This is a genomic window from Rhizobium sp. ZK1 (assembly GCF_047782645.1).
Lineage (GTDB): Bacteria > Pseudomonadota > Alphaproteobacteria > Rhizobiales > Rhizobiaceae > Rhizobium.
This window is the reverse complement of the sequence record NZ_CP180587.1, coordinates 2222187-2244590: the sequence shown is the minus strand read 5'-3', so window position 1 is coordinate 2244590 and position 22404 is coordinate 2222187. Positions and strand designations below refer to the sequence as shown.

Annotated in this window: 20 protein-coding genes; 8 read left to right on the top strand and 12 right to left on the bottom strand. The window is 61.1% G+C overall.

Going from position 1 to position 22404, the window contains the following annotated elements; translation table 11 throughout:
- Positions 1–65: 65 nt before the first annotated feature.
- The 12 genes from ACK9YZ_RS33085 to ACK9YZ_RS33030 form a co-directional block, all read right to left on the bottom strand.
- Entirely contained in the window at positions 66–1106 is a 1041-nt protein-coding gene (locus ACK9YZ_RS33085) for a heme-dependent oxidative N-demethylase family protein (RefSeq protein WP_416067635.1), read from the bottom strand.
- A gap of 28 nt (positions 1107–1134) precedes the next feature.
- Positions 1135–2100 carry a PDR/VanB family oxidoreductase gene (locus ACK9YZ_RS33080; RefSeq protein ID WP_416067634.1) on the bottom strand — a complete coding sequence of 322 codons (966 nt, stop codon included), beginning with the start codon at positions 2098–2100 and terminating at the stop codon, positions 1135–1137.
- Entirely contained in the window at positions 2097–2702 is a 606-nt protein-coding gene (locus ACK9YZ_RS33075) for a dimethylamine monooxygenase subunit DmmA family protein (RefSeq protein WP_216759522.1), read from the bottom strand. The genes ACK9YZ_RS33080 and ACK9YZ_RS33075 overlap by 4 nt, the downstream gene beginning before the upstream one ends.
- Positions 2703–2714: 12 nt before the next feature.
- Positions 2715–3848, bottom strand: coding sequence for an aminomethyltransferase family protein (locus ACK9YZ_RS33070; RefSeq protein WP_416067633.1), 1134 nt, complete (start codon positions 3846–3848; stop codon positions 2715–2717).
- Positions 3849–3962: 114 nt separating this feature from the next.
- A complete protein-coding gene (gene folD, locus ACK9YZ_RS33065; protein WP_416067632.1) occupies positions 3963–4862 on the bottom strand; it encodes a bifunctional methylenetetrahydrofolate dehydrogenase/methenyltetrahydrofolate cyclohydrolase FolD in 900 nt (299 codons plus the stop codon).
- 3 nt (positions 4863–4865) lie between these two features.
- On the bottom strand, positions 4866–5750 hold the full coding sequence (purU, locus tag ACK9YZ_RS33060; protein WP_416067631.1) for a formyltetrahydrofolate deformylase: 885 nt from the start codon (positions 5748–5750) through the stop codon (positions 4866–4868).
- Between the two features lie 102 nt (positions 5751–5852).
- A complete protein-coding gene (glnT, locus tag ACK9YZ_RS33055; protein ID WP_416067630.1) occupies positions 5853–7160 on the bottom strand; it encodes a type III glutamate--ammonia ligase in 1308 nt (435 codons plus the stop codon).
- An 81-nt stretch (positions 7161–7241) separates the two neighbouring features.
- Positions 7242–8570, bottom strand: a complete 1329-nt coding sequence (locus tag ACK9YZ_RS33050; protein WP_416067629.1) for an FMN-binding glutamate synthase family protein — start codon at positions 8568–8570, stop codon at positions 7242–7244.
- 17 nt (positions 8571–8587) lie between these two features.
- Positions 8588–9274, bottom strand: coding sequence for a protein GlxC (locus tag ACK9YZ_RS33045; RefSeq protein WP_416067628.1), 687 nt, complete (start codon positions 9272–9274; stop codon positions 8588–8590).
- 55 nt (positions 9275–9329) lie between these two features.
- Positions 9330–10226, bottom strand: a complete 897-nt coding sequence (locus ACK9YZ_RS33040; RefSeq protein WP_416067627.1) for a class II glutamine amidotransferase — start codon at positions 10224–10226, stop codon at positions 9330–9332.
- 90 nt (positions 10227–10316) lie between these two features.
- On the bottom strand, positions 10317–11000 hold the full coding sequence (locus ACK9YZ_RS33035) for a helix-turn-helix domain-containing protein (protein WP_416067626.1): 684 nt from the start codon (positions 10998–11000) through the stop codon (positions 10317–10319).
- Between the two features lie 73 nt (positions 11001–11073).
- Positions 11074–12033 (bottom strand): GlxA family transcriptional regulator, encoded by a 960-nt coding sequence (locus ACK9YZ_RS33030; RefSeq protein ID WP_416067625.1) that lies wholly within the window; start codon positions 12031–12033, stop codon positions 11074–11076.
- Between the two features lie 88 nt (positions 12034–12121).
- Here ACK9YZ_RS33030 and ACK9YZ_RS33025 point away from each other — a divergent pair, with 88 nt between their 5' ends.
- The 8 genes from ACK9YZ_RS33025 to ACK9YZ_RS32990 all read left to right on the top strand — a co-directional run bounded on the left by ACK9YZ_RS33025 (position 12122) and on the right by ACK9YZ_RS32990 (position 22204).
- A complete protein-coding gene (locus ACK9YZ_RS33025) occupies positions 12122–13372 on the top strand; it encodes a sarcosine oxidase subunit beta family protein (RefSeq protein ID WP_416067624.1) in 1251 nt (416 codons plus the stop codon).
- Positions 13373–13384: 12 nt separating this feature from the next.
- Complete coding sequence (locus tag ACK9YZ_RS33020) at positions 13385–13663, top strand: sarcosine oxidase subunit delta (protein WP_216759533.1); 279 nt, start codon at positions 13385–13387, stop codon at positions 13661–13663.
- On the top strand, positions 13660–16593 hold the full coding sequence (locus ACK9YZ_RS33015; RefSeq protein WP_416067623.1) for a sarcosine oxidase subunit alpha family protein: 2934 nt from the start codon (positions 13660–13662) through the stop codon (positions 16591–16593). Before ACK9YZ_RS33020 ends, ACK9YZ_RS33015 begins: the two co-directional genes overlap by 4 nt.
- Positions 16586–17113 carry a sarcosine oxidase subunit gamma gene (locus ACK9YZ_RS33010; protein ID WP_416067622.1) on the top strand — a complete coding sequence of 176 codons (528 nt, stop codon included), beginning with the start codon at positions 16586–16588 and terminating at the stop codon, positions 17111–17113. The genes ACK9YZ_RS33015 and ACK9YZ_RS33010 overlap by 8 nt, the downstream gene beginning before the upstream one ends.
- 314 nt (positions 17114–17427) lie before the next feature.
- Positions 17428–17736 (top strand): hypothetical protein, encoded by a 309-nt coding sequence (locus ACK9YZ_RS33005; protein ID WP_416067621.1) that lies wholly within the window; start codon positions 17428–17430, stop codon positions 17734–17736.
- A 31-nt stretch (positions 17737–17767) separates the two neighbouring features.
- Positions 17768–18736 carry an ABC transporter ATP-binding protein gene (locus tag ACK9YZ_RS33000; RefSeq protein WP_216759537.1) on the top strand — a complete coding sequence of 323 codons (969 nt, stop codon included), beginning with the start codon at positions 17768–17770 and terminating at the stop codon, positions 18734–18736.
- Between the two features lie 133 nt (positions 18737–18869).
- A complete protein-coding gene (locus ACK9YZ_RS32995) occupies positions 18870–19394 on the top strand; it encodes a universal stress protein (RefSeq protein ID WP_416067620.1) in 525 nt (174 codons plus the stop codon).
- 125 nt (positions 19395–19519) lie between these two features.
- On the top strand, positions 19520–22204 hold the full coding sequence (locus ACK9YZ_RS32990; RefSeq protein ID WP_416067619.1) for a cation-translocating P-type ATPase: 2685 nt from the start codon (positions 19520–19522) through the stop codon (positions 22202–22204).
- Positions 22205–22404 lie beyond the last annotated feature (200 nt).

Genomic DNA, 22404 nt, shown 5'->3' with positions numbered 1-22404 from the left:
GAAGCATTCCCCTTTCGATTGTATCGACGTTTTATCTCATGCAGTCATTCGTCACCGTTGCGACATCAGTCCGGAAAGATGCCGGGGCTCGTCGGCGCGCCGTCGTCATATCCGGAAAGCCAGTCGATGGTCGTCTCGCGGTAGCGGGTCAGTCCCTTGTAGTCGATGAGCTCTGCTGGCAGGGTTTTCAGCACGCGCGGAAAGCGGCGCGCCCATTTCGGCACCGTCACCAGCTCCTCCATATTCATCAGGTAGCAACGGATGACGAAGAGGATCGCGTTCGAGCGCGGCAGGCGCCAGAGGCTCTGCAGCTCGACGCGCAGATGCACCTTCTCGCCGACATTCTCCGATGTCACCGTCGTACGGTCCGGTCCCCATTTGTGATAATTCTCCGGACTGGTATCCAGTCTCGGATTGATGGTCATCGTCCAGTTAAAACGGCGCGTCGGCTTGCCCTGCTGCAGGTTCAGGAGGAATTTCAGCGCCCTGTCGAAGACGCCGATCTGGTGGGCGAGCGGCACCGGACCGTGCCATTCCATGAAATTCATGCCGATATCGAAATCGAGCGACCAGTCGGCCTGGGTCGTCACCATGCCGGCATCCATCCAGAGATTGCCGTCACGCTGGTCGACGATGCAGAAATCTCCCTGAGCCTGGCGAGTGATGTATTCGAGCGGCTCATATGGCAGCGTCGAACGGTCGCCGAAGGTGAATGTGTCGTCGATGCCGAGCGGCCGGTTGATCCAGCGCCACTGGTCGCCGTTCCTGATCAGCGTGAAATGCTCGGGATAGCCGGCAGCCTGCTCCTCCATCAGGAGTTCCAGCGTATCCCATTGCGCCGTCATCATATGCGGCAGCGCCTGATAGCGCAGTGGGTCCTCTTTCAGCACCAGCGCCCTGTCCTGCATCTCGGCGACGTAATGCTCGTCGACATCGATGAGGCTTTCGAACACGGTGCCCTCGCGGCCCTTCACATGCGGCTCCATATTGACCGAATACATGTATTCGTCGCGATCGAATGGAAACGGAAAGCGCCGGATGTTTTCCGGGCTGTTGCGATAGGTGAAGTCGTCGCGGAAGGTTTCCTGTTTGAAGACGATGGCCATGTCCGTTCTCCTTGTTCCGCTTTCAGCTCTAGAGGTCGAGGCTGAGCCTGTTTCCCTCAAAGCGGGAGACACAGATCATCACCTTGCGGCCGGAGGCCTTTTCTTCATCGCTCAGATAGACGTCGTGATGCAGGAGCCTGCCCTCGCAGGCCGCGACTGCCGTTTCGCATTGTCCGCAGGCGCCTCCCCGACAGAGGAAGGGAGCGTCAACGCCTGCCGCCTCGATCGCCTCCAGGATGCTCTCGTGGTGACCGACATGAACCGTCTTTTCCGACCGCAGCAGCTCTATGTCGAAGGGCTTGCCGGGCTGGGAGGATAGAAACCGTTCCGAATGCAGGTTTTGCTCCGGCCAGCCGGCCTCGAGACCGGCCCTCAGCACGCCATCAATCATGCCGGAGGGGCCGCAGACATAAAGGTGCGTGCCGAGCGGCTGGCTGTCGAGCAGGCGGGCGAGAGGAATGAAGTTGCTCTCCGCATCGCAATAGATCTTCACCCGATGCGAACCGTAGCGGTCGACCAGTTCCCGGCAATAAGCGCCGCGGTCGTGGGAGCGCACCGCATAATGCAGCTCGAAATTGGCACCCTCGCGCGAAAACTGTTCCATCATCGCGATGAAGGGCGTGATACCGATTCCGCCGGCGATCAGAAGGTGCTTGCGGGCACGCCAGTCCGGCTGGAAGAGGTTGACGGGATAGGAGACCTTCATCTCGTCGCCCTCGCGCACCCTCTCGTGCATGAAGGCCGAACCGCCGCGAGAATTCTCGACGTGCAACACGCTGATCTCATAGGCAGAGCAATCCTGCGGCGGCGACATCAGCGAATAGGCGTTGCGCCGCATATGGCCTTCGTCATTCATCGAGACGATCACATGCGCGCCGCCCGAAAAATAGGGCATCGGCCGGCCATCCAGGCGTTCGAAGCGGAAGCGCTTGATGCGCTCGGCGACCGGCGTCACCTCCGTCACGCGGACGGGAATTTCTGTACCACCGCTCACAGGAACAATTCCTCCGGATCTGGGGCGCTGCCGGGCTCCTCGGCGTCGATATTGACGCCCTGGAAGGCACCGAGCCGGCGGGAATAATGGTCACGCACGAGGAGCGGCAGGCCACAATGGCTGCAGGTGAAGGGACTGTGCGTGACGTTGTCGGTAATGCCCTTGCAATGGACGCATTGCACCCGCCGCGCGAGCGACCCTCGATGCTCCGTAATGATCGAGGCGTGGTCCATGCCGTGGTCGAGGGCGACCATCATCGCCTGGCCAATGAAACCTTCGGTGCCTGCAAGATAGAGCCGCGTACCCATGCGGGCGGTCGTCAGCGATCCCTTCAGTCGGAAGAGCAGCGTGGGGATCGTCGGGGCGACAAAGAACATGTCGGCGTCGAGGCGGCGAAGTGCCTCGTCATGGCCCTTTCCCTGCGAAGCGCGGGCGACATAGAGGATCTCGCTGCGGGAAAGGATGCCTGTATCGAGCCCCGCCGTCTGGTCGAGAAGGGCATTCGCACCCTCCCCCTCCAGCACGAAAATGTGATGCCGGGCCTGCGGCTGGATCGTCAGACCCTTGTAGACCGGCCGGCTCTTGATGCCTTCGACAAGCATGCCTGCGCCTCCTTAACCGACTGCCGTCCTCTTCTTCTTTTCCGGATCGTCGAAGGGCAGCGTATGAGCGATCGCGCTGGTCTTCAGGGTCTTGCCGCGCACCTCGAGCTTCGTGCCCTGGATGGCCTTGTCGACGTCGAGGCGGGCGATCGCCATCGACTTCTTCGTCAGCGCGGAATAGCTCGGGCAGGTGATGACGCCGACCTTCTTTCCGTCGGCATAGACTTCGTCGCCGAGATCGGCCGGACCGTCGGCATCGATCAGCATGCCGAAGATCTTGAACCGTTCCTTGCCCTTCAGCCGCGCATGTTCCTCGGCGCCGCGGAAGCCGGTCTTGCCGGGGCTGACCGTGAAATCGAGGCCGAGTTCCCACAGGCTGTCGCCAGGCGGCTGGTCGGCAAAGGGATACATTTGCGAGTTGTCGTAGGGATAGAAGAGCAGGTAGCTCTCGACGCGCAACATGTCGAGCACAGAGAAGCAGCAGGGAATGATGCCCATATCGGCGCCTTCGGCGACGATGCGGTCCCAGACCATGACGGCGTCCTGGCCGCGCACGAAGATCTCGTAGCCGCGCTCGCCGGTATAGCCGGTGCGCGAGATCATGACGGGCGCGCCGAACAGCGTCGTCTGCATGTGATGGAAATATTTGAGGTCGCGGATGCCGGGCACATATTTGGCGAGGTAGTCGACCGCGAGCGGCCCCTGCAGCGACAGATCATGGAGGTCGTCATCGAAGAGCACGGCGCAGTTGCGGCCGGCCGCCTGTTTGACGATCTCCTCGTGGCCGGAGCCGGAGCCGTGCACCAGCATCCAGGAATTCGGGCCGGTGCGGTAGACGATGCAATCATCGGTGAAGTGGCCGCGGTCATTCAGCATGGTCGCGTAGACCGAGCGACCGGGATAGATCTTCGTCATGTCGCGGGTGGTGATATAGTCGAGCACGGCGATCGCATGCGGGCCGACCAGATGCACCTTCTTCAGGCCCGAGACATCCATGATGCCGGCCTTGGTGCGGACCGCGATATGTTCCTCCGACATGTCCTTGTCGTAGGTCCAAGCGGTTCCCATGCCGCTCCAGTCCTCGAGCTTCGATCCCAGAGCGCGATGCCGATCCGCCAAGGCGGAGAAACGCCAAGATAATGCCATTTCCGTTCCCTCTTATTTCCTCTACGGAATATTTATTTCCTGACTATATTCGTCTTTCACGCTGTGGCAAGCCGATCCCGATGATTTTTGTCGGCGGTCCCAACGGCATTTTCACTAGAATACCGGCGGCGTCAGTCCTGCCGAACGATGGGCGGCAATCACCGTATTGGCCATCAGCATGGCGATCGTCATCGGGCCGACGCCACCCGGCACCGGGGTGATGACGGCGGCAACCGGGGCGACCTCGGCAAAGGCGACATCGCCGACGAGGCGGGTCTTGCCCTCGCCGCGTTCGGGGGCCGCGATGCGGTTGATGCCGACGTCGACGACGGTGGCGCCGGGCTTGACCCAGTCGGCCTTGACCATTTCCGGCCGGCCGACGGCCGCCACCAGAATATCGGCATTGCGGCAGATGTCGGCCAGGTTCTTCGTGCGCGAATGGGCGATGGTGACCGTCGCATTGGCGTTGAGCAGAAGCTGCGCCATCGGCTTGCCGAACAGGTTGGAGCGACCGATGACGACAGCGTTGAGGCCCGATAGGTCCTCGCCATGGGTGCGGCGCACGAACACCATGGCGCCGGCCGGCGTGCAGGAGACGAGGCCGGTCTTCAGGTCGCCGGTCGCAAGCTTGCCGGCATTGACGACGCTCAGGCCGTCGACATCCTTTTGCGGCAGGATCGACTGGATGATCGGCTCGCTGTCGAGATGTTTGGGCAACGGCAGCTGCACGAGAATGCCGTGGATCGAGGGATCGGCATTGAGCGAAGCGACAAGGGTTGCAAGCTCGCCCTGGCTCGTTTCGACGGGCAGCGTGTGCTGGACGGACTTGAAGCCGCATTCCTTGGCCATGCGGCTCTTGGAGCTGACATAGGTGTGGCTCGCCAGATCATCACCGACGATGATGACGGCAAGCCCCGTCTGGATGCCCTTGGCGGCTTCCAGCGCAGCATTTGCCGATTTCACGGTTTCGATTACGGAAGCGGCAACCTGCTTGCCGTCGATGACCTCGACCATGGCTCAGCCCATGCGCTCGGAAGCGTAGCTGCCCGGACTTGCCGGGAAAACGACGGTGCGATTGCCGTTGATGAAGGTACGGTGATGGATATGGGCGTGGATCGCGCGCGCCAGCACCTGGCTTTCGACATCGCGGCCGATCGAGACGTAGTCGTCCGGGCTCTGTGCATGGGTGATGCGGGCGGTGTCTTGCTCGATGATCGGGCCTTCGTCGAGATCGGCTGTCACATAATGCGCCGTCGCACCGATCAGCTTCACGCCACGCTGATAGGCCTGCTTGTAGGGGTTGGCACCCTTGAAGCTTGGCAGGAAGGAATGGTGGATGTTGATGATGCGGCCCGACATTTTCTGGCACATCTCGTCTGACAGGATCTGCATGTAGCGGGCGAGCACGATCAGTTCCGTGCCGGTCTGCTCGGCCACTTCCATGATATGGGCTTCCGCCTGTACCTTGTTGGCCTTGGTGACGGGAATATGGTGGAAGGGAATGTCGTGGTTGACGACGACCTTCTGGTAATCGAAATGGTTGGAGACGACGCCGACGATGTCGATCGGCAGCGCGCCGATCTTCCAGCGATAGAGCAGGTCGTTGAGACAATGGCCAAAGCGCGACACCATGAGCAGCACCTTCATGCGCTTCTCGCTGTCGTGAAAATCGTAAGTCATGCCGAAACGCGTCGCGATGCTGGTGAAGCCGGCGCGGATATCGGCCTCGGAGATGCCCTCTTCGGACATGAAGGAGACGCGCATGAAGAACTGGCCGGCGTCCAGATCGTCGAATTGCGAGCTGTCGACGATGTTGCAGCCCTGTTCGGCGAGATAACCCGAGATCGCCGCAACGATGCCGCGCGTCGACTTGCAGGATACCGTCAGTACGTAGCTCTTCATGCCATCTCTTCCTTCGTCTTTTGAAGCATAGGCCACCAGCCGGGCCGGTGCGCTAATGCTCCGACCCGTCGGCACGTGATGTCAAAACCTCAACCGGTCGGCTCAGATATCGAGCGTACTGTCGCGTTCCCACTGGGTGAAATGCGAGCAGTAGGCATTCCACTCCTGGTGCTTGAGCTTGAGATAGGCGGCGGAGAACTCGGTTCCGATCGCAGCCTTCAGACCCTCGTCGGCGTCATAGGCACGCAGCGCATCGAGCAGATTCAGCGGCAGACGCGGCGCATTCTTCACGAGATGGCCCTCCGCATACATGTCGATGTCGTGGTGCGGGCCAGGATCGGCCCTGTCCTCAAGGCCGTCGAGGCCGGCGGCGATGATGATCGCCTGCAGCAGGTAGGGGTTGACCGCACCATCAGGCAGGCGCAGCTCGAAGCGGCCGGGGCCTGGCACGCGCACCATGTGGGTGCGGTTGTTGCCGGTCCAGGTTACCGTGTTCGGCGACCATGTGGCGCCCGAGGTCGTGCGCGGCGCATTGATGCGCTTGTAGGAGTTGACGGTCGGGTTGGTGATCGCGGCAAGTGCCGAGGCGTGCTTCATGATGCCGCCGAGGAAGTGCCTGCCTTCCGCCGACAGGCCGAATTCGGCTGTCCTGTCGGCGAAGACGTTGACCTTGCCATCATTGTCCCAGACCGAGATATGGCAATGGCAGCCATTGCCGGTCAGGCCCTTGAAGGGCTTCGGCATGAAGGTAGCGCGAAGCCCGTGCTTCTCGGCGATCGACTTGACCATGAACTTGAAGAAGGAATGCTTGTCGGCCGTCTTCAATGCGTCGTCGAATTCCCAGTTCATCTCGAACTGGCCGTTGGCATCTTCATGGTCGTTCTGATAGGCGCCCCAGCCGAGCTCCAGCATATAGTCGCAGATCTCGGCAATGACGTCGTAGCGGCGCATGACGGCCTGCTGGTCGTAGCACGGCTTTTCAGCCGTGTCGCGGCCATCGGAAATCTGTTCGCCGTCGGCGGTGATCAGGAAGAATTCGGCCTCGACGCCGGTCTTGACCCGCTTGCCCGCCGCTTCGGCTTTACCGACAAGCTTCTTCAGCACATTGCGCGGCGCCTGCGCCACGAGCGTACCATCCATCATGCAATCGGCAGCTACCCAGGCGACGTCCTTCTTCCAGGGAAGCTGGATGACGGAGGCGGCATCGGGAACGGCAAAGAGGTCGGGATGGGCGGGCGTCATGTCGAGCCAGGTGGCAAACCCGGCAAAACCCGCGCCCTCTTCCTGCATTCCGGCAATCGCCTGCGCCGGCACCAGCTTAGCGCGCTGGCCGGAGAAGAGGTCGGTATAGCTGATCATGAAATATTTGATGCCTTTGTCTTTCGCAAAAGCAGCAAGGTCCAGTGTCATTCTCGTTCCCCTTTGGATTTCTCAGAGACACTTTGGTTATGGATGCGAAGCGGCCGGACTTTTTTGCCCGGCCGGTAGAAATCAGTAACCTCCCTTGCCCGGTATCCAGCTCGTTCCCGCGAGCGGTACCTGCGCCATCGCAGAAGCCTCGATCGTCAATGCGCAGAGGTCTTCCGGTTCCAGATTGTGGACATGATTCTTGCCGCAGGCGCGCGCGATCGTCTGCGCCTCCAGCGCCATGACCTTGAGGTAATTGGCGAGGCGGCGACCGGCGGTGATCGGATCGACGCGCTTCATCAGTTCCGGATCCTGCGTTGTGATGCCGGCCGGATCCTTGCCTTCGTGCCAGTCGTCATAGGCAGCTGCCGTCGTATGCAACGTCTCATATTCGGCCGCCCAGCGCGGATCATTCTCACCGATGGCGATGAGGGCGGCCGTGCCAATGGAGACGGCATCGGCACCGAGCGCGAGCGCCTTCGCCACGTCTGCGCCGTTCCTGATGCCGCCCGAAACGATGAGTTGCACCTTGCGGTGCATGCCGAGGTCTTGGAGCGCCTGCACGGCTGGGCGGATGCAGGCGAGCGTCGGCATGCCGACATGCTCGATGAAGACTTCCTGCGTTGCCGCAGTGCCGCCCTGCATGCCGTCGAGCACGACGACATCGGCACCGGCCTTCACGGCAAGGGCCGTGTCGTAATAGGGGCGCGCACCGCCAACCTTCACATAGATCGGTTTTTCCCAGTTGGTGATCTCGCGCAATTCGAGAATCTTGATCTCGAGGTCGTCGGGACCGGTCCAGTCGGGATGACGGCTTGCCGAACGCTGGTCGATACCCTTCGGCAGCGTGCGCATTTCGGCGACGCGGTCGGAGATCTTCTGACCGAGCAGCATACCACCGCCACCGGGCTTGGCACCCTGGCCAACGACGATCTCGATCGCGTCGCAGCGGCGCAGATCCCGCGGGTTCATACCGTAGCGCGACGGCAGGTACTGATAGACGAGCGTCTGAGAATGCCCGCGCTCTTCCTCCGTCATGCCGCCATCGCCTGTTGTCGTCGAGGTACCGGCAATCGTGGCACCACGGCCGAGCGCTTCCTTGGCAGGCCCGGAAAGCGAGCCGAAGCTCATGCCGGCAATCGTGATCGGGATCTTGAGTTCGATCGGCTTCTTGGCATAACGCGAGCCGAGCACGACGTTTGTGCCGCATTTCTCGCGGTAGCCTTCGAGCGGATAACGCGAGATCGAGGCGCCGAGGAACAGGAGGTCGTCGAAATGCGGCAGCTTGCGCTTGGCGCCGCCGCCGCGGATATCATAGATGCCGGTTGCCGCGGCGCGGCGGATTTCCGACATCGTGTATTCGTCGAAGGTTGCCGAAAGGCGAGGCTTTGTGGGCGGGTTGTGATAGCTCATGGAAAACCTCGATAAACTCAATAGGCGTCGGCATTGTCGACGTTGAAATTGTAGAGCTTGCGGGAGGAACCGTAGCGGCTGAACTCCTCCGGCCGCACATCGGTGATTCCGGCCTCTTTGAGCAGAGCGGAGAGAAGCTCGATATGTTCTGCCCGCATTTCCTTCTCGATACAGTCGGCACCAAGGCTCTCGACCTTGCCGCGCACGAAGATTTGGGCCTCGTAAAGGGAGTCTCCGAGCGCATCGCCGGCGTCGCCGAGCACGACGAGGTTGCCGGCCTGCGCCATGAAAGCGGACATGTGGCCGATATTGCCACGCACGACGATGTCGATGCCCTTCATCGAGATGCCGCAGCGCGAAGAGGCATTGCCCTCGATGACCAGCAGGCCGCCGCAGCCAGTGGCGCCCGCATATTGGCTGGCGTCACCCTTGATGGTGATGCGGCCGGACATCATGTTTTCGGCAACACCGGGACCCGCCGAGCCGTGCACGGTGATGACAGCCTCCTCGTTCATGCCACCGCAGTAGTAGCCGACGCTGCCGTGGATATCGATGCTGACGGGAGCATGCACGCCTGCGGCGACGGCATGGTGGCCGCGCGGATTGACGACATCGAACTGCAGGTCGTTGTCGCCTGACGCTACGTCATGCAGGGCTTGGTTGAGGTCACGAAGCGGGGTCACCGCAAGATCGAATGTGGGCATGAAATCGTCCTGAAATGAGATCGAGCCGATGGGATGAAGGCAGAAGAAGCAGCCCTCAGCGTTCCCAGAAGTAGACGGTCGCAGGCTCCGGCTCCCAGATGCGTGCGGCCTCGATACCGGGCAGATTGACGAGCGCGCGGTATTCCGAGCCGAAGGCGACGTAACGGTCGGTCTCTGCCATGACGGCAGGCTTGCAGGCGATGGCATCGCGCACGACGCCGAAGCCGGACTTGGTGCCGACGACGAAGGTGAAGAAGCCGTCGAGATCGTCGACGGCGCCCTCGAGCGCCTCGCCGAGATTCTTGCCCTTGGCCATTTCGGCGGTCAGGTAGGCGGCGGCGACTTCCGTGTCGTTCTCGGTCTCGAACATCATGCCTTCGCGCTTGAGTTCGCGGCGCAGGTTGTTGTGGTTGGAAAGCGAGCCGTTATGGACGAGGCACTGGTCGGAGCCGGTGGAAAAGGGATGGGCACCGAGCGTGGTGACTGCCGATTCCGTCGCCATACGGGTGTGGCCGATACCATGTGTTCCGGCCATGGCATTGACGGCGAAACGGGAAACGACGTCCTTCGGCAGGCCGGTTTCCTTGTAGATCTCGATCGCGTCGCCGCTGCTCATGATGCGAATGTCGGGGCGCAGATCGGCGATGGCAGCGCGGCCCTCTTCGAGCATGTCCTTCGGCAGGGTGACGACGGCATGGGTGCTCTTGATATCGATTGAGACCCCTGCACCGAGTTCCTTCATGAGCTCGGCTTCAAGACCGGAAAAATCCTTCTTCGGTCTGGCGGACTGGATGGTGATCTTGGCGCTATTGCCGCTGCTTGCGCCATAGATCGCAATGCCGGCGCTATCAGGTCCGCGGTCCGTCATCGTCACCAGCATGGATGACAGCATCGCACCGAGCTCCGGCTCCAGGCTTTTATCCTTCAGGAAGAGACCCACAATTCCGCACATGACAGACCCTCCATTTCGCGTCTGTAAAATGACTATCAGGTCTGTTTTGGCTTTTCAACCTGCAGGAATATTTTTTTCTTTTAAGGCAAGTCAGTCATTCTTGCCGCGTTGCGGATAGCTGATGATGGAAAGGTAGCGGCTTGGGAGTTTCACGAGTTCTTCCGGCCCGTGCGGCGCATCGGCGTCGAAGAACAGGCTGTCGCCCGGCTGCATCGGGAAAAGCTGGTCGCCATGGCGATAGACGACCTCACCTTCCAGCATGTAGATCAGCTCCATACCCTCGTGCTGGAAGGTCGGAAAGACATCCGAATCCGTCGTCAGCGTAATGAGATAGGGTTCGACGACCACGCCGCTGCTGTTGTTGTCGATATGGCCGAGCAGATTATACTGATGGCCGGCGCGCGTGCCGCGCCGCTCAAGCTCGATGCCCTGCCCCGCCTTGACGAAGACGGCGTTGTGCGGTTCCTCGTAGCGGCGGAAGAAGGCCGTCAACGGCACGCCGAGGGCGCGCGACAGCGACTGCAAGGTCGTCAGCGATGGCGAGATATTGCCGTTTTCGATCTTTGACAGCATGCCGAGCGAAATGCCGGTCGCCGCCGCAAGGTCGGTGACGGTTATGCCGAGCTTCTTGCGATAGGCGCGCACCTCATGGCCAATCGCCATTTCGAGATTGTTTTCCTTCGGCTCGCGCACCGCATGCGGATTCTGGGACAGGGCCTGACGCGCCGCTTGGGTATGCTCCTGGCTCGACGTTTCATCCAGCTTGATCTTCATTCACGGTCCTTCGTACACTCGCTCTTTACAATAGCCTATCGCCAGAGTGAAATCTTCTCAACCCTGAAGAAAGTCAGAGCTTGCGGACCGAACTCGGACTGGTGCCGTAAAAGCCGCGAAAGAGGCGCGAAAAATGCGCGGCGCCGGAAAAACCTGTCGCAATGGCGATCTCGGAGATCGACAGCGGGCTCTGCTCAAGGAGCCTTCGGGCATGCTGCAGCCTGATGCGTCTATATTGCGCGATAAAGGTCGTATCGAGGTGAATGGCGAACAGGCGGTCGAGATGGCGCGGTGTTACCCCGGCAATGCGGGCCATGGCTGCACGGTTGAGCGGCATCTCTATGGTTTCCTCCATCTTTTCCAGGACGCTCAGCAGCCCCGGATGGTGCACGCCGTAGCGCTCGGTAAGGGAAGCGCGCTGCGGCGCCGTCGACTGTCCGACCTCGGTATGCAGGAACCAGTCGCTGACCCGACGGGCGAAGTCCGGTCCCATGCGCTCGCCGATCAGCGCATGCATCATGTCGAGCGGGGCAACGCCGCCGCCGCAGGTGATGCGGTTGCCGTCGACGACGAAACGCGCCTGGCGCGGCGACAGGTCGGGAAAGGCTTCGAGAAGCGCCGGCGCATGCTCCCAATGGATTGTAAAGTCACGGCCTGCCAGCAGCCCGGCCGCAGCCAGCAGGTAGGGACCGCCCGAAATGCCGCCGATGCGCACGCCTTCGCGCGCAAGCTGCCTTATGCAGGAAAGCACAGCCGGATAGTGCCAGTCGCGCGGCGAACCGCCGGCGCAGACGAAAACAGTACCGAGCCCAAAACCGCGACCGGGAAGCGGTGCGGCCGGAACGGGGACGCCACCGGAAGACAACACCGCCCCACCCTCAGGCGAAAAGCACGAGATGCGGTAGATTTCCCGCCCGGCAAGCAGATTGGCGGCCCGCAGCGGCTCGCTTGCCGAGGCATAGGACATCAGGGCAAATCCCGGCAGAAGGATGAAACCGATGGAATGCAGGTTTTTTGCTTCGATCGACGCCATGTCCCGTTCTTATCGATAAATGTCCTAAACAGGCAAGTCGCGTCTTGCCTTTCTGGCATCATGGCACCAGCTCCCACCGGATCCATCCATGCGCTATTCCGCTCTTTCCATCTTCCTAAACGGGCTTCGCGGCAACAAGGACTGGGCGCCTGCCTGGCGGGAGCCTTCGCCGAAGCCGCATTATGACGTGATCATCGTGGGTGGTGGCGGCCATGGGCTTTCGACGGCCTATTATCTCGCAAAGACATTCGGCATCACCAATGTCGCCGTGCTGGAGAAGGGCTATCTCGGCTCCGGCAATATCGGCCGCAACACGACGATCATCCGCTCCAATTACCTTCTGCCCGGCAACAACCCCTTCTACGAGCTCTCGATGAAGCTCTGGGAAGGGCTGGAACAGGACTTCAACTTCAACGCCATGGTCTCGCAGCGCGGCGTGCTCAACCTCTTCCATTCCGATGCGCAGCGCGATGCCTACACAAGACGCGGCAATGCCATGCGCCTGCACGGCGTCGATGCAGAGCTCCTCGACCGGGCGGCGGTCCGCAAGATGCTGCCCTTCCTCGATTTCGACAATGCCCGCTTCCCCGTCATGGGCGGTCTCCGTCAGCCGCGCGGCGGCACGGTACGCCACGATGCGGTCGCGTGGGGTTATGCCCGCGGCGCCGACATCCGCGGCGTCGACATCATCACCCAGTGCGAGGTCACCGGCATTCGCTGCGAGAATGGCAGGGTGACAGGCGTCGAGACCACCAGGGGCTTCATCGGCTGCGGCAAGCTGGCGCTTGCTGCCGCCGGCAATTCCACCGTCGTTGCCGACATGGCGGGCCTGCGCCTGCCGATCGAGAGCCATGTGCTGCAGGCCTTCGTCACCGAGGGGCTGAAGCCTTTCATCGATACCGTCGTCACCTTTGGAGCCGGCCATTTCTACGTTTCGCAATCGGACAAGGGTGGCCTCGTCTTCGGCGGCGATATCGACGGCTACAATTCCTATGCCCAGCGCGGCAATCTCGCCACTGTCGAGCACGTCGCCGAAGCCGGCGTCGCGATGATCCCGTCGCTGACGCGGGTCAGGTACCTGCGCAGCTGGGGCGGCGTGATGGACATGAGCATGGACGGCTCGCCGATCATCGACCGAACCCATATCGACAATCTCTACCTGAATGCCGGCTGGTGCTATGGCGGCTTCAAGGCGACACCCGCCTCCGGCTATTGCTACGCCCATCTGATCGCCCGCAATGAGCCGCACGAGACGGCGCGCGAGCTGCGCCTCGACCGCTTCCGGCGCGGCTATCAGATCGACGAAAAGGGCGTCGGCGCCCAGCCCAACCTGCATTGAGGACATGAGACCATGGCAAGCCTGATTTCCTGCCCTCATTGCGGGGTCCGCCCCAGGGAAGAATTCACCATCCGGGGCGATGCGAGCCTGACCCGACCGGCAGCCGATGCCGGCGGTGACGCCTGGTACGAGTACATCTATCTGCGCGACAATCCGAGGGGGCGGCACAAGGAGTACTGGCACCACTCCTCCGGCTGCCGGCGCTGGCTGATTGTCGAGCGCGACACCGTCACCCACGCCGTTCACACCGTCTGCGATGCCGCGCTTGCCAAGCTCGGAGGTGCAGCATGACGAGTTCGCGGCTTCCCAGCGGTGGCCGGATCGACCGGTCGCGCACCTTGAACTTTACCTTCGACGGCAGACAACTAACCGGCCATCCCGGCGATACGCTCGCCTCCGCCCTTCTTGCCAATGGCATCCAGCTCGTCGGCCGCAGTTTCAAGTATCATCGGCCGCGCGGCATCCTGACGGCGGGCGCGGCCGAGCCCAACGCACTGGTCACGACGGGTACGGGCGGCCGCACAGAGGCCAATACGCGTGCCACGATGATCGAACTCCATGACGGGCTCATTGCCCGCAGCCAGAACCGCTGGCCCTCGCTCGACTTCGACATTGGCGCCATCAACGGCCTGCTGTCGCCCTTCCTGAGCGCCGGTTTCTACTACAAGACCTTCATGTGGCCGGCCGCCCTTTGGGAAAAGCTCTACGAGCCGCTGATCCGCAAGGCCGCCGGCCTCGGCAAAGCTTCCTACGAACCGGATCCGGATTCCTACGAGAAATGCTGGGCTCACTGCGACTTGCTCGTCATCGGCGCGGGGCCTGCCGGCCTTGCCGCGGCGCTGACGGCAGGGCGCGCGGGTGCCCGCGTCATCCTCGCCGACGAAGGTTTTGCGCTCGGCGGCAGCCTGCTTCTCGAAAGCGGCACCGCACTTCAGGACATGCTCAATGAGCTCGAAGGCCTGCCGAACGTCCGTCTCCTGGCGCGCACCACCGTCGTCGGCTGGTACGACGACAATGTCTTCGGCGCTGTCGAGCGCGTGCAAAAACATGTGGCACTGCCGGATCCGCATCGCGCCGTCGAGCGCCTCTGGCGCATCATCGCCAAACAGGCAATCCTCGCCTCGGGCGCCGAAGAGCGGCCGCTCGTCTTCGGCGGCAACGATATTCCAGGCGTGATGATGGCGGGCGCGATGCACAGCTATCTCAGCCGGCAAGCGGTGACGCCCGGCGCCCGCACCGTGATCTTCACCAGCAATGCGTCCGGCTATCGCACGGCAGCCGCACTCGAAGCCGCCGGTGTCGATGTCGCCGCCATCGTCGACAGCCGCGACGCGGCCGACAATACCTGGTCGGGACGCGCCCGCGTGCTGAACGGCAGCCGGGTGCGCGAGGCGCATGGCGGCAAGCGCCTGCGCCATGTCACGATCGAGACCGCTTCGGCAACACAGCGCATCGAGGCGGATGCGCTTGCCATGTCCGGCGGCTGGAGCCCGATCATCCACCTTGCCTGCCATCGCGGCGCCAGGCCGGTCTGGTCGGACGAAAAGGCAGCCTTTCTGGCGCCGGAACGCCAGCAGGGCCTGTCGATTGCCGGCTCTGCGGCCGGGCTCGGCTCGACGGAAGCCTGCCTCGGCGACGGCGCGGCCAAGGCAGTCGAGGCGCTGCAGGCGATCGGCTTTGTCAAGGTCGCGGCCGCCTTCGCGCCCGTCGAGGAAACCGCGACGGCATCGAAGCCGCTCTGGTTCGTCAAGGGCGGAAAGGGCAAGGCCTTCGTTGATTATCAGAACGACGTACACCTCAAGGATCTCGGCCTTGCCGTTCGCGAGGGATATGGGCATGTCGAGCTTGCCAAACGCTACACGACAAGCGGCATGGCGACCGACCAGGGCAAGCTCTCCAATATCAATGCGATCGGCATCCTGGCCGAGACCCGCGGCGTGTCGCCTGCCGAAGTCGGCACCACCACATTTCGTCCCTTCTATACGCCTGTCTCCTTCGGCGCCCTGACGGGCGCCTCGCGCGGCCGCCATTTCCAGCCCGTGCGCAGATCGCCGCTACACGGCTGGGCCAAGAAGAATGGCGCCGTCTTCGTCGAGACGGGGCTCTGGTACCGCTCCTCCTGGTTTCCACGCGCAGGGGAGACGAACTGGCGCGAGAGTGTCGACCGCGAGGTGTTGAACATCCGGCAGAATGCCGGCATCTGCGACGTCTCCACCCTCGGCAAGATCGAGGTCTTCGGCAGGGATGCCGCTGCCTTCCTCGACCGCGTCTACTGCAATGGCTTTGCCAAACTGCCGGTCGGCCGGGCGCGCTACGGCATCATGCTGCGCGAGGATGGCATGATCTACGACGACGGCACGACGAGCCGTTTCGCCGACGACCATTTCTTCATGACGACGACGACGGCGCTCGCCGCCGGCGTGTTGACCCATCTCGAATTCTGCGCCCAGACGCTCTGGCCGGAGCTCGACGTCCGTTTTGCCTCCTCGACCGACCAATGGGCGCAAATGGCGGTTGCCGGCCCGAAATCGCGCGCGATCCTCTCCGAGATCGTCGACGAGGATATTTCCGATGCCGCCTTCCCCTTCATGAGTGCCCGCACGGTCTCGCTCTTCGGCGGCGCGCTCGAAGGACGATTGTTCCGGATCTCTTTCTCCGGCGAACTCGCCTATGAACTTGCCGTGCCGGCCGGCTACGGCGAATGGGTCGCCGATCGGATCATGCAGGCTGGTGAAAAGCACGGTATCTGCCCCTACGGTGGCGAAGCCCTCGGTGTCATGCGCATCGAGAAGGGCCATGTCACCCATGCCGAGATCAACGGCACGGTGACGCCTGGCGACCTCGGATTCGCCCGCATGGTTTCCACCACCAAGCCTGATTTCATCGGCAAGGCGATGCTCGCCCGCGAAGGTTTGCAGGCAAAGGAGCGCCCCCGCCTCGTCGGCGTCAAGCCGCTCGATCCGGCGACGAGCTTTCGCACCGGTTCGCATATCCTTGCCGAACATGCCACCGCGACCCTTGAAAACGATCAGGGTTACGTGACCTCGAGCGCATTCTCGCCAAGCCTTGGCCACACGATCGGCCTTGCGCTCGTCAGGCGCGGGCCGGAGCGTTTGGGGGAAAAGGTCGTGGTTTGGAACGGCCTCAGAAATGAATTCACCGAAGCGGTGCTTTGCAGTCCCGTCTTCGTCGATCCCGACAATGAGAAACTCCATGTCTGAACGCCCCGAACACAAGCCGGCCCTTGCCGGCAAAGCCACAATTGAAGGGTCCGGCATCCGGCTGGAGCCCTTGCCGGAGGGTCACCTCCTGCATGTCATGGGTGCGTTCGACGGCGACACGCTTGCAGGATCGCTTACTGCGGCTGGACTGGCAAAGAGCGCGATCCAACGGGCGGGCTATCAACAATGGTACGTAACAGGAGATGAAATCCTCCCACCCGCGCAAATCGCGCTGCTTGCCGATCACTTGAGAGGCAAGGGTTTCGTCTGCGACCAGAGCCACGGCCGCATCCGCATCGCTCTGTCCGGTTTCCGCGCCCAGGAACTGCTTTCTCTGGGAACCGCAGTCGATCTCGACCCCGCCGCCTTCCCCGTCGGACACTCGGCAGTCACACTCTTCGGACATATCTCGGTGCAGCTGACGCGCACGCACGCCACACGCTTCGAGTTCGCAGCGTTGCGCAGCTTTGCCGAAAATCTCTACGACATGCTCGAACATGCCGCCCTCGCCTCAGCGTAAGCCAGCGATCGGATCGATGACGACAGCCCTCCGATAAGGGCCCAGCAGCCTTGCGCGGGCCACGTTATTGCATCTCGATTTGTCAGCTGTGAAAATCAGGGCTTTTCGGGCTGCAAATCAACCGGTCGAGGGCAAATGAACGCAATCGGTTTTATCTGATCGCGTCGAAGATTGATGCTGGTCAAAGCATCATCCTTGGCATGTGTGAAAATGGCCATCAAGGATCACACTGGAGGAAAGGAACCGTCATGCTGGCCCAGTCGACAATGGCGTACAATCGTTCCGCAATCAGGACCGGAGCGACGACTCGAGATGTGACCAAACTCACGCCTTCGCTTTATGGAGGCTTTCACACGACGGGCGATGAAGGTGGCGCGCACGGAACTGTCGTAAAGGGCGACCTGATCATGCGCCGAGAGATCAAGGCAGTTCCATCGGAAGATCGCAACTGCGGCGCCGAGTTCGAGCTCGTACGCGACATCCCGAGTAATCGCTCGTCCATAGGGGACATCATCCTGCCTGTCGTCGTGGAAGAGGATGTTGAGGCGATGCGCGGCGGCGCCCGCTACACTGACAGGCTGCAGGTTTCGTCCGCGGACATGCTTCATGGACGCCAATCCTGACAATTATGTTGAAGTCTCTCCCAAGGAGTCGATGCCACGGAACCTGCTCGGTTTCGTGCTTCTGATGGGCCGATCCCATCAACTGGCTTTGGCTGCAATTTCGGTGCTTCTCTTTCTTGCCGGAACAGCGCCCCTGGAAATCCAGAGGCGAGTCATCAATGCGGCAACGCAGGGCGGCGCCTACCCGACCATCTTCGCTCTTGTCCTTGCTTATCTCGGCCTCGTCCTGCTGGAAGGACTGACTAAGCTCGGCTTGAACCTCTATCGCGGCTGGATCGGTGAGGTGGCGATCCGCTGGCTGCGGATGACGGTACTGTCAGCCTCCGATCAGTCGCGCAGGCATCCTCCCGACGCACTGGCAGAGGGCGTGCAGCTATCAATCGTTCTGGCCGAAGCCGAGCCGGTCGGCGGCTTCGTCGGCACGAGTATTTCCGAGCCGCTTCTACAGGTCGGCATTCTCTGTGCGGTCGGGGGTTACATGATCTTCCTGCAGCCGCTCATGGCACTTGCCGTCGCCGTCGTCTTCTTGCCGCAGGTCGGCTTCGTGCCGCTCATGCAGCACGCCATTAACCGGCTCGTTGCAAGCAAGATCGCTATCATGCGGCATGTCAGCGAGGGAATGATCGAGCATGTCACTGGCAGCGATCTGAGTGATGTCCAGGCAGATCGCGTGCAATCGCTTTTCGTCACCAACATGACGATCTACAAATTCAAGTTTTCGATGAATTTCCTGATGAACCTGATGACGCAGCTGGGTTACGCCGGCATTTTCGCGCTCGGTGGCTACTACGTCGTCACCGGAAAGACCGAGATCGGCACGATCGTTGCGTTCGTGTCAGGGCTGTCGAAGATAACCGACCCTTGGGGGGCTTTGATCGACTGGTACCGCGACCTCACGGTTACTCAGGTCAAATACGCGATGATCCGTGATGCAAACGCCGATCAGGAGGCGCCAAAAGATCAGAATGATGCCGGGGCGAAGCGACGGACGATCACATAACTCTGGAAGCTCGTCATAAATGGCGCTCACGGGGCGCTGCTTTGATGAAGCTCAAAGACGACCGCGCCAAAAGACAGAAGATGTTCGGCGGGACTGTCGCAATCCATCGCGGCGGCGTTGAGGGAGACCTGACATGTTCAAGAACATTCTCATAGCGACGGACGGCTCCGAACATTCGAAAAAGGCCGTCGAGTTAGGAGCAGCTCTTGCGGCGGGGACTGGCGGGCAGGTCGTTCTCGTGCATGTTCTCCTCGTCGGAGAGGTCGATACTGATGTACAGCGGATGATCGACGCTGAATTTCCGGGAGCAGAACCAGCACTGGGCTCGGCCGATGACATCATGAGCACGAGGCTGGCAGCGCCGCGTTTTGATATTTCTCTTCATCGGGCGACCTCCTACCGGATTTTCCGCATCTTGGGCGATCAAATCATCGAGCAGGCCATCAAGGTCGTCAAAGCGGAAGGCGTTGATCAGGTTTCAACGCTGCTGTTGGAAGGAAACCCTGCAGAGCAAATTCTCAACTCGGTCACCGACGTGCAGGCCGACGTCGTCATCTGTGGCGCTCGCGGCCTTTCCAGGTTCTCGGCGCTGCTCCTCGGCAGCGTATCCAACAAGATCGCGCAGCTTTGCCCTGTGACCTGCGTGACGGTTCGCTGATGGTGATCGCGTCGCTCCACACAATCTGTGACGGATCCAGGTCGATCGAAAAAAAAGACCAGCATTCGATTTCAATCCGGGGCATCTTGATGGCGCGATAGCGTCGGGTGCATCAGGAGGCCCGCATGGTGAACGTTCATTTCGCCAATGGACCACTAAGGTTGCCCGAAACCCCTCACGCATTGACGCCGGAGGCGCTGACCGCCATGCTTGGCGTGTCGGAAGAGGTGGGGTTGTCTCGTGAAGACGCTGAAAAAAGGCGTCGGGCCGTTGGCTCGAACGCCATTGAAGCGCGACCCGCCGCAACGTGGTTTAAACTTCTTTTGCACCAGTTCATGACCCCTGTGGTTTATCTGCTGGCCGGTGCAGCTGGATTAGCTTTTTATTTCAACGAGCTGGAAGAAGGCGGCGCCATCGTTGCCGTCCTTGCCGTCAATGCTGTCATCGGGTTTTACACCGAGCTCAAAGCCGTACGTTCAATCGAGGCGTTGCGTGCACTGGGAGCCCATACCGTCCGGGTACTTCGTAACCGAGTTGTCAGCCGTGTGCCGGCAGAGGATCTGGTCCCAGGTGATGTCGTGGTCATTGAAGCGGGCGAAGCGGTCTGCGCCGACCTCCGACTGATTGAAGCTTCCAGGCTGGCCGCGGATGAGTCGACCCTGACAGGCGAATCCGTGCCTGTGGAAAAGGATGTCCAGTCCGTCTCGCAAGACGCGCGCCTTTCGGAGCGTCGGTCGATGCTGTTCAAAGGAACAACTATCACACGAGGAAGCGGCCGAGGTGTCGTGACGGCGACGGGGCTCGCCACCGAACTCGGCAAGGTATCGCGGCTGATCATGGAGGTTGACGCCGGCAACTCACCAATGGAGCGAAAGCTATCTCGTCTTTCGACACAGCTTGTCGGAGCCACGCTGGTTGTCGCCTGCGCAATCGCTGCTCTTGGCCTCGTCTCTGGCCAGGATGAACTCCTGGTCATCGAGGCCGCAATTGCTCTTGCGGTCGCCGCTATTCCAGAAGGACTTCCGATTGTCGCAACGCTCGCTCTAGCGAGAGGAATGTGGCGTATGGCGGAGCAGAACGCCTTAATCGAGCGCCTTTCGGCTGTGGAGACGCTCGGCGCCACGACCGTCATCCTGACGGACAAGACCGGAACGCTGACGGAAAACCGCATGACCGTCCAGCAGCTTTTGACCTCTTCTGGAGAAGTCGTGGTCAACGCGAATCCGCCGGAGAACACACTTCTTTTGCGGGCCGGCGCCGATCAGGAACTCTCATTGTTGTTGACGGTGGCTGTGCTGTGCAATGACGCAGATCTTGAGAATGCCGACGCCGAGGGGACAGGCGATCCAATGGAAATCGCACTTTTGCGCGCCGGTCTGACAGCGAATATGAACCGGTCCGACCTCCTGTTCAAATACCCGCTTCTGCGCAAACACGCCTTCAATCCCACTACGAAGATGATGGGAACGGTCCATTCCAGTCGAGATGGCATTCTCATCGCAGTCAAAGGAGCGCCGGAGCCGATTATCAATTCTGCAACCGGGGTGATGCACGAGGGAAGCGAAATCCGGTTTGACGAAGAAACGCGCTCGAAATGGAATAATTCCGTCGGACGTCTCGCCGACCACGGCCTGCGCGTTCTCGCCTGCGCTGTCAGACACCAGCCTCAAGAGCCCGATGATCCGTTTCATAAACTGGTCCTGGTCGGCCTAATCGGCCTTCAGGATCCTGCTCGTGCAGACGTACCGGAGGCGATCCGAGACTGCCAGAATGCAGGAATACGGGTGGTCATGGTAACCGGCGATCATGTTGCAACGGCCAGAAGCATTGGTCGCGCCGTGGGCCTCGACACATCTGAAGGCAATGTGGTTGAGGGGCGAGAGCTCCACGAGATGCTGAGGACAGGTGCGCCTGCTCTACGCGATGTCGGCATCTTTGCCCGGGTCGATCCCTCTGAAAAGCTCACTCTCGTGCGAGCCTATCAGAATGCCGGCGATATCGTGGCGATGACGGGGGACGGCGTCAATGACGCTCCAGCCCTGCGGCAGGCAGATATCGGCGTTTCGATGGGACTGCGCGGCACCGACGTCGCCCGCGAAGCGGCGGCAATGATCCTCCTTGACGACAGATTTTCGACGATCGTCAAGGCAATCCGTGAAGGCCGCATTATCTTTGCCAATATCCGCCGGCTTGTCGCCTATCTGCTATCGTGCAATCTCAGTGAACTGATGGTGATCGGTCTGGCAGTTGCCGGATCTCTGCCACTGCCTTTGCTGCCGCTGCAGATTCTCTATCTGAACCTCGTGACCGACGTGTTTCCGGCCTTCGCGCTCGCAATGGGCGAAGGAGAGCACCGAGTGCTCAACAGACCGCCCCGCGATCCGAAGGAGGCTATTCTTGGCCGCGCCCAATGGCGCGCAGTCATCCTCCACGCGATGGCGCTGAGTGCCGCTACCTTTGCAGCTCTCGGTATCGGAAAATGGCTAGGCTTCGATCAACGCGCAAGCGTGACCGTAACATTCCTAACCCTTGCCTTTGCTCAGCTATGGCATGTCTTCAATTTGCGCAGTCGTGGAACGAGCATTTTTGTCAATGAGATGACCGGGAACCGATGGCTCTGGTTTGCCCTTGGCCTTTGCACCCTGTTATTGGCTCTCCCCCCTTATGTGGGTCCGGCAGCTCACCTTCTGCAACTCGTCCCACCAACTGCTCAGATGTGGCTTGTCGTCCTGTTTTCCAGCACCGCGCCGCTGATCGCGACACAGATCGTCATGCTCGCACTATCCGGGACGAGACCCAATCGCTCCTGAGCTGGCTGGCCGTATTTCCGGGTCGAGCTCATGCTGAACGGCATTGCGAGCTCGGCGCTGTTAATGGGCAGCTGCACGCGCTTCCAGCGCTCCGTATTACTTTCATGGTCACATATAACCGGCGTCCGCGCATGCGTTAGATCAATGCGACCGACAACGAAAACAAATAGATATTATACTGCGAAAGATGGAGAGGTGGA

What these genes read in the sequence shown, in the direction of transcription:
- ACK9YZ_RS33045 (WP_416067628.1), bottom strand. Translation starts at nt 9,274, where the DNA reads ATGCCCACATTCGATCTTGCGGTGACCCCGCTTCGTGACCTCAACCAA.
- ACK9YZ_RS33075 (WP_216759522.1), bottom strand. Translation starts at nt 2,702, where the DNA reads ATGCTTGTCGAAGGCATCAAGAGCCGGCCGGTCTACAAGGGTCTGACG.
- ACK9YZ_RS33010 (WP_416067622.1), top strand. Translation starts at nt 16,586, where the DNA reads ATGTCTGAACGCCCCGAACACAAGCCGGCCCTTGCCGGCAAAGCCACA.
- ACK9YZ_RS33035 (WP_416067626.1), bottom strand. Translation starts at nt 11,000, where the DNA reads ATGAAGATCAAGCTGGATGAAACGTCGAGCCAGGAGCATACCCAAGCG.
- ACK9YZ_RS33040 (WP_416067627.1), bottom strand. Translation starts at nt 10,226, where the DNA reads ATGTGCGGAATTGTGGGTCTCTTCCTGAAGGATAAAAGCCTGGAGCCG.
- ACK9YZ_RS33015 (WP_416067623.1), top strand. Translation starts at nt 13,660, where the DNA reads ATGACGAGTTCGCGGCTTCCCAGCGGTGGCCGGATCGACCGGTCGCGC.
- glnT (WP_416067630.1), bottom strand. Translation starts at nt 7,160, where the DNA reads ATGACACTGGACCTTGCTGCTTTTGCGAAAGACAAAGGCATCAAATAT.
- ACK9YZ_RS33020 (WP_216759533.1), top strand. Translation starts at nt 13,385, where the DNA reads ATGGCAAGCCTGATTTCCTGCCCTCATTGCGGGGTCCGCCCCAGGGAA.
- ACK9YZ_RS33030 (WP_416067625.1), bottom strand. Translation starts at nt 12,033, where the DNA reads ATGGCGTCGATCGAAGCAAAAAACCTGCATTCCATCGGTTTCATCCTT.
- ACK9YZ_RS33050 (WP_416067629.1), bottom strand. Translation starts at nt 8,570, where the DNA reads ATGAGCTATCACAACCCGCCCACAAAGCCTCGCCTTTCGGCAACCTTC.
- folD (WP_416067632.1), bottom strand. Translation starts at nt 4,862, where the DNA reads ATGGTCGAGGTCATCGACGGCAAGCAGGTTGCCGCTTCCGTAATCGAA.
- purU (WP_416067631.1), bottom strand. Translation starts at nt 5,750, where the DNA reads ATGAAGAGCTACGTACTGACGGTATCCTGCAAGTCGACGCGCGGCATC.
- ACK9YZ_RS33025 (WP_416067624.1), top strand. Translation starts at nt 12,122, where the DNA reads ATGCGCTATTCCGCTCTTTCCATCTTCCTAAACGGGCTTCGCGGCAAC.
- ACK9YZ_RS33085 (WP_416067635.1), bottom strand. Translation starts at nt 1,106, where the DNA reads ATGGCCATCGTCTTCAAACAGGAAACCTTCCGCGACGACTTCACCTAT.
- ACK9YZ_RS33000 (WP_216759537.1), top strand. Translation starts at nt 17,768, where the DNA reads ATGCCACGGAACCTGCTCGGTTTCGTGCTTCTGATGGGCCGATCCCAT.
- ACK9YZ_RS33070 (WP_416067633.1), bottom strand. Translation starts at nt 3,848, where the DNA reads ATGGCATTATCTTGGCGTTTCTCCGCCTTGGCGGATCGGCATCGCGCT.
- ACK9YZ_RS32995 (WP_416067620.1), top strand. Translation starts at nt 18,870, where the DNA reads ATGTTCAAGAACATTCTCATAGCGACGGACGGCTCCGAACATTCGAAA.
- ACK9YZ_RS32990 (WP_416067619.1), top strand. Translation starts at nt 19,520, where the DNA reads ATGGTGAACGTTCATTTCGCCAATGGACCACTAAGGTTGCCCGAAACC.